This window comes from Streptomyces sp. NRRL S-1022, assembly GCF_000720135.1.
Classification (GTDB): Bacteria; Actinomycetota; Actinomycetes; order Streptomycetales; family Streptomycetaceae; genus Streptomyces.
This window is the reverse complement of the sequence record NZ_JOIU01000058.1, coordinates 1-6,505: the sequence shown is the minus strand read 5'-3', so window position 1 is coordinate 6,505 and position 6,505 is coordinate 1. Positions and strand designations below refer to the sequence as shown.

Sequence of the window (6,505 nt, the reverse complement as noted above, 5' to 3'; positions counted from 1 at the left end):
CGCCTACCTGCAGAACGTCAGCATGACGCTCTCCGGCCTGACCTCCACCGCCGCCCACCCCGAACGCACCGCGAAGACCATGTGGGACGAGTTCCGCAAGGACCCCTCCGAGTTCGGCGGCCGCATGGTCCCCCAGCTCCTGGGCACGGACGGGCTCGGCGTGGAGGCAGGACTGGCGCGGAAGGCGGCGCAGGAGGGCGCCGAGCAGGGGTTGCGCAAGGCCGCCCGGGAAGCGGTGGAGAAGGGCCCGGAGGACGTCTCCCGGCGGCCGGGCGAGAAGGTCTGCGAGAAGGACCCGGTCGACGTCGCGACCGGGCGGATGGTGCTGCCGCAGACCGACGTCTCCCTCCCCGGCGCCCTGCCCCTCCTCCTCAAGCGACAGTTCGAGTCGTCGTACCGGCTCGGCGGCTGGTTCGGCCCGGCCTGGTCCTCCACGCTCGACCAACGCCTGGAGATCGACGCACAGGGCGTCGTCTTCGTCGGCGAGGACGGCCTGACGCTGGCCTACCCGCACCCGGCGCCCGGTGTACCCACCCTCCCCGGCCACGGCCCGCGCTGGCCGCTGGACCGCACGGACGACGGCTACACCCTCACCGACCCCGAGTCCGGCCACGTAAGGCACTTCGCCGACCGCTCCGAGAACCTGGCGGTGCTGGAACAGATCGACGACCGCAACGGCAACTGGATCACGTTCGAGTACGACACGAACGGCGCCCCGCGCGCCCTCACCCACAACGGCGGCTACCGCCTGCTCCTGTCGACCGCCGACGGCCGGATCACCGCCCTGCACCTGGCCGGAGCCGCGCCGGACGGCACCGACCAGGAACTGATCCGCTACGGCTACACCGACGGCCACCTGAGCGAGGTCGTCAACTCCTCCGGCCGGCCCATGCGCTTCGCGTACGACACCCAGGGGCGCATCACCTCCTGGACGGACACCAACGACAGCCACTTCACCTACGCCTACGACGACCAGGACCGCTGCACCCACCAGTCCGGCGCCGCCGGCCACCTGCGCTCCGCCTTCACCTACGGACCGGTGGATGCGGACACCGGCGAGCACACCACGACGATCACCGACTCACACGGCCACAGAACCCACTACCGGATCAACCGCCGCTGCCAGGTCATAGCCGAGACGGACGCCGTGGGCGCGACCACGCGCTACGCCCGCGACCGCCACAACCGCCTGCTGTCCACGACAGATCCCCTGGGCCACACGACCACGTTCGAGTACGACGAGGCGGGCAACCTCACCCGGGCGGTCCGCCCGGACGGCCGCGAGGCACGCGCGGAGTACAACCACCTGGGCCTGCCCGTGAAGGTGGTGAACCCGGACGGCACGGTGACCCGCCAGACGTACGACGACCGAGGCAACCTCACCTCGATGACGGACCCGGCCGGCCAGACGACCCGCTTCACCTACACCGAGGCCGGCCACCTCACGTCGGTGACGGACCCGCTGGGCAACGCGGCCAGGGTGATCTGCGACCGCGCGGGCCTACCACTGGAGGTCACGGACCCGCTCGGCGCAGTGACCCGCTACGAACGAGACGCCTTCGGCCGCCCCACCACCATCACGGACCCCACCGGAGCGACAACCCGACTGGAATGGTCGATCGAGGGCCGCCTGACCCGCCGTACAGCTCCCGACGGGACGACGGAGACGTGGACGTACGACGGCGAGGGCAACTGCACCAGCCACACCGACCCGCTGGGCGGCGTCTCCCACTTCGAATACACCCACTTCGACCTGCTGACGGCCCGCACGGGCCCGGACGGCGTCCGCTACGAATTCAGCCACGACACGGAACTGCGCCTGACGAAGGTCACCAATCCGCAGGGCCTGACGTGGGAGTACGCGTACGACCCGGCCGGCCACCTGCTGTCGGAGAAGGACTTCGACGACCGCACGCTGGAGTACGAGTACGACGCGGCGGGCCGCCTGGCCTCACGCAGGAACGTACTCGGCGAGGCGGTGACCTTCCAGCGCAACGAACTGGGCCAGGTGCTCCGCAAGGAGGCGGCAGGCCAGGTCACGACGTACGCGTACGACTTCACCGACCAACTGGCCCAGGCAACGGGCCCGGACGGTACGACACTGACGCTGCTGCGCGACCGCTACGGCCGCCTGCACTCCGAAACGGTCGACGACCGCACGGTGACTTACACGTACGACGTACTGGGGCGCCGCACCGGCCGCACCACCCCGACCGGGGCCAGGACGACCTGGTCGTACGACGCGGCGGGCCACCGCACGGGCATGGTGGCATCAGGCCGAGCGATCGACTTCACGTACGACGCGGCGGGCCGTGAGGTGTCTCGCCACATCGGCGAGCGGGTGGCCCTGGAGCACACCTTCGACGCGCTGGGTCGCCTGACCACCCAGTCCGTCATGGGGGCCGCGGGCCGCAGGGTCCAGCACCGGACGTACACCTACCGAGCCGACGGCAACGTGATCGGCATCGACGACCACCTGTCCGGCGCCCGCCGATTCGACCTGGACGCGACAGGCAGGGTTACAGCGGTCCACGCGGCGAACTGGACGGAGACGTACGCCTACGACGAGGCAGGCAACCAGACCCAGGCAGCTTGGCCCTCAACCCACCCGGGCGCGGAGGCAACCGGCCCCCGCGCCTACACGGGCACCCGCATCACCCGAGCCGGCAACGTCCGCTACGAACACGACGCCCTCGGCCGCATCACCCTTCGCCAGAAGACCCGCCTGTCCCGCAAACCGGACACATGGCGCTACGAGTGGGACGCCGAAGACCGCCTCACCTCGGTGACGACCCCCGACGGCACCCGCTGGCGCTACACGTACGACCCCCTGGGCCGCCGCACGGGGAAACTCCGCCTGGCGGACGACGGTGAGACCATCCCGGAGCGCGTCGACTTCACCTGGGATGGCAGCACCCTCTGCGAACAGACGACAACCTCCACCGACCTCCCCGACCCGGTCACCCTCACCTGGGACCACCAAGGCCTGCGCCCTCTGGCCCAGACAGAACGCATCACCCCGGCCGACGCCTTCCAGCAGGAGATCGACTCCCGCTTCTTCGCCATCGTCACCGACCTGATCGGCACGCCGACCGAACTCGTCGACGAACAGGGCGACATCGCCTGGCACACCCGGAGCACCCTGTGGGGAACAACGGCGTGGTCGACGAACAGCACCACCTACACCCCCCTACGCTTCCCGGGCCAGTACTACGACCCGGAAACGGGCCTGCACTACAACTACTTTCGCCACTACGATCCCGAAACCGCTCGCTATCTCAGCCCCGATCCTTTGGGTCTGACACCGGCACCGAATCCAGTTAGCTATGTCAACAACCCGCATACCTGGTTTGATTCTGTGGGGCTGGCACCCGACGAGTGCGAAAACGGTGGAAGCTGGGACCCCGAGGAAGAACCATACCTTTACCGCGGAATTGGGCATGCGAACGACAATAGCCCGCAAGCATGGCTGAAGATGTACGAAGACGCAAAGCGTGGAATAGCGGAACCGCTGGGCGGACATTCAGATCCGCAACTTCACGCAGGAGGACGCACAGACAGCATCTTCACTTCATGGACGACATATTACGAAGAGATGGCCCTGGAGGAAAGCTACAGAGGCAACGGTCCTGGGGTTGTCCTTCGGATACCAAACGGCGATGGACCGACTTACGCGAGAGTGCCGGGCGTATCATTTCCCTATGACGAGGGCGAGGTCCTCATTAGGGGAACCGTGAAAGGGGCCGAGGTGAGCATTAATGGAGGGCCATGGACAAGAGTAGGCTGACGAAGCTCGTAAGCGCTGGGATCGAAGCCGGTGTCTGCGATGCGCGAATCCTCAATCGCCTTAGCGCAGTGTCCTCGATCGAGGCAGGAAGTGTCCCAAGAGATAACTTGGTGCATACGTATCGACGCCGCCTCAAACGGACGTCCCCGGGGTCGCAACTCCACAGCGAAACCAAATCTCTGGTGGAGTTCCTGGAGGATCACCAGGATGACACACTCGTGATGATGAGCATTTCGCTAGAGGATGGCGGCAGTGAATTGTTCCTCATGGACAGTGACAGTAAAAAAATCCTGTACTGGATGAGGATGTTCTCTCGATAGCAACTCGTGGGCGTCTCGTCACCATGTCGAATAATCTCGCCGACGAGAGCCCACAAGTCCCTAGGGTCGCCACATTGAAAAGAGGAGCGGAAGGTTTCATGTCGTTCGGGCCGCCCCCTGCGGGCTTTCCGCCTGCCTCAGCCTCCACCTGGACTGCTCCGTCGGAGATCGAGCAGGTCTTGTTCGAGGCCAAGGGGCGGGGAGATTGGGTCGCGTACCTCGGGGCGCTTGCGCAGGGGCGGTTGTTCTTTGAGATAGAGAAGGGCGGGGCGGATGCCACGCCCAGTGCGACGTATGCCGTCTTCGGGTACGACCCGCGCGTCGCCGGCGGGCGGATCTGGGCCGTGTACACCGAGGGCATGCTGCCCGCGCCGGAGCCCCACCGGGTGTTCGACTGGAACTACCTTGAGTGGTTCGCCAAAGCATGGGCGCCGACCGATCCGCCGGTGATCGTCGTCAATCCCGGAAGTCCTTGCGAGGCGTTCCTCCCCTCCGCACCCCCGCACTCGGCGGCGTGGTCCCGGTACGGGGAACAGGCTCCCGCTCAGGAACAGTCGCCGCGCCTGCGCACTCTCCGCATCGGCGGCCCCCTGGACGGCCCCGTCGCCCACGGCCTCGCCTGTGGGGCCCTCCTGTGTGTGAACAACGACCTGTTCTGGAACGGCATGGCCTCGCACGGCTCGGGTTACCCCAGGGAGCGGAAGCAGCTACGAGAGTGGTGGGGCATCGCCAGCCGTGAGGAGTGGCTGTCCGCACTCAACGGCCTGCTCGCCGCCGAATCACACAGTCCCGTGTGGGACTTCGCCCTCGATCTGCGCCGCACCATCGCCCGGGACTTCGGCGGGCACGTCGACGTGGGGTACTGGAAGCAGTCCGTGGCCAACGTCATCCGCGGGAACTCCGAAGGCTCCGTCGTGGTCACCGAGGACGGCGTCACCAGGACCGAGCCCCGACCCGCATCCGAGGTCGAGGCCCGTGTCGAGGGGGTGCAACGACTCATCGGGCGGATCACTCGATACGAGGCCCGCATGCGCGCCGATGGTGTCCTCGGTGAGAACCAGTACGTCTCTTCCGTCGACGCCTGGGATCTCGGCCGGGCCTCGAACATGGCCCGGTGGGGACTCGCGGCCCGTTTCGGAACCCTGAGGGAGGCCGAGTCCGCCGTCATCCAGGCCGGGCGGGCCGCCGCCCTGGCCTACAAATCGTGGCAGGACTTCTCCACCGGTTTCATCCTCGGGCGCGCACTCCATTTCGACGAGGAGGAGTTCGGCAGCTGGTACCAGGATGTGGTCGCTGCCCATCGTGTCCTTATGTCCGCGCCGGGCAGCCCTTGGCTCAACATCCCGTTCCGATGACAGGCACCTACTCACTCACGGTGGCGTGCAGGGACCGCCCTCACGCCACCCCCAGCTCGCACCACACGTACTCCCCCCGGTCCCCGAACCGCGCCGACGGCTGCCACCCCCAGTACTCCGCGCACGCCGTCACCAGCCTCAGCCCCCGCCCCTCCTCCGACTCCAGCACCCGCCCCAACGGCACCGGCGGCTCCGGCGGCGCGGGGTCCGTGTCCCAAGCGGGAGGTGGAGGACTTCCGGACCGCTCCGTCGCACGCACTGTGATGCCTATTGCATAGCGAAAAGCCGACCATGGCCCGCGGGAATCGGTCTGAGTGAAGTGCCCGTGGGATCGATCGATGTTGTGGCGAGCCAGCCGGAGTTCTCAGCTTCTTCGATCAACCCTGAAGAGTTCGAGCGAGCGTGGCGAACCGCCCAGTGGTCGACGAGGAACGTTCCAGGACGGCGGTGATCGGCGGATCTGGGCCACGCAGCGAGGTCTCCCGACGGCCCAGCCTTCAACTCTCGACGCCACCTGGACCCGAATCCGCCAATCACCCCCGCCATCGCCCGTCGGCCGCCAAGCCGGCTCGGCGTGCCGGCGAGGTGCTGGGGCGCCCCCGCTCACCGAGCCGGAAGCCGCTTAGCTCACCCGGCGTGCCGGCGAGGCGCGACCGCGCACCCCCTTCCGACAGCGCCACTTGGCACACCCGAGGGCCCGGTGCCGGGCTGGGCCAGCGCTGTTCCGGGTCGCTCGCTCGCTTCTGGTCCGGGCTGGAGTGGGCCGGGTCAAGGGTGGGCCGGAGGCCCATCGCCGAAGGCGACGCGCAGCGCCCTTGACGCGGACCGCGGAAGCACGACACTGACCGAGAAGCGAGCGGCCCAACGGTCACGTGCTCACTCGCCGGTGAACAACTCCGTCGCCTCGGCCGCGTGGACGGCGCGCTGGGCCCAGACCTCCAGTTGACCGAGGTCCGTGCAGGCCAGCACCCGCTCCCGGACGGCGTCGGACACCGGGATGCCCCGCCATTCCAGGATGCGGAGGGTCATTTCCTGGCGGTCCT

At 67.8% G+C, this 6,505-nt stretch carries 3 protein-coding genes and 1 pseudogene; 3 read left to right on the top strand and 1 reads right to left on the bottom strand.

What is annotated here, in order from left to right:
• Positions 1-3,382 (top strand): annotated as a pseudogene (locus IG05_RS0140495) (DUF6531 domain-containing protein); the annotation flags it as partial.
• A gap of 967 nt (positions 3,383-4,349) precedes the next feature.
• The gene (locus tag IG05_RS0140485; RefSeq protein ID WP_324605056.1) at positions 4,350-5,462 is read left to right on the top strand and encodes a DUF1266 domain-containing protein; all 1,113 of its coding nucleotides are present in this window, start codon (positions 4,350-4,352) and stop codon (positions 5,460-5,462) included.
• Positions 5,463-5,502: 40 nt separating this feature from the next.
• Here IG05_RS0140485 and IG05_RS50370 read toward each other — a convergent pair whose 3' ends face one another.
• Positions 5,503-5,646: a hypothetical protein gene (locus tag IG05_RS50370; protein WP_420707661.1), complete on the bottom strand. Its 144-nt coding sequence runs from the start codon at positions 5,644-5,646 to the stop codon at positions 5,503-5,505.
• A 90-nt stretch (positions 5,647-5,736) separates the two neighbouring features.
• Between IG05_RS50370 and IG05_RS50820 the strand changes: the two genes are divergently transcribed.
• Positions 5,737-5,913, top strand: a complete 177-nt coding sequence (locus tag IG05_RS50820) for a DUF6881 domain-containing protein (RefSeq protein WP_420707660.1) — start codon at positions 5,737-5,739, stop codon at positions 5,911-5,913.
• Positions 5,914-6,505: the final 592 nt, after the last annotated feature.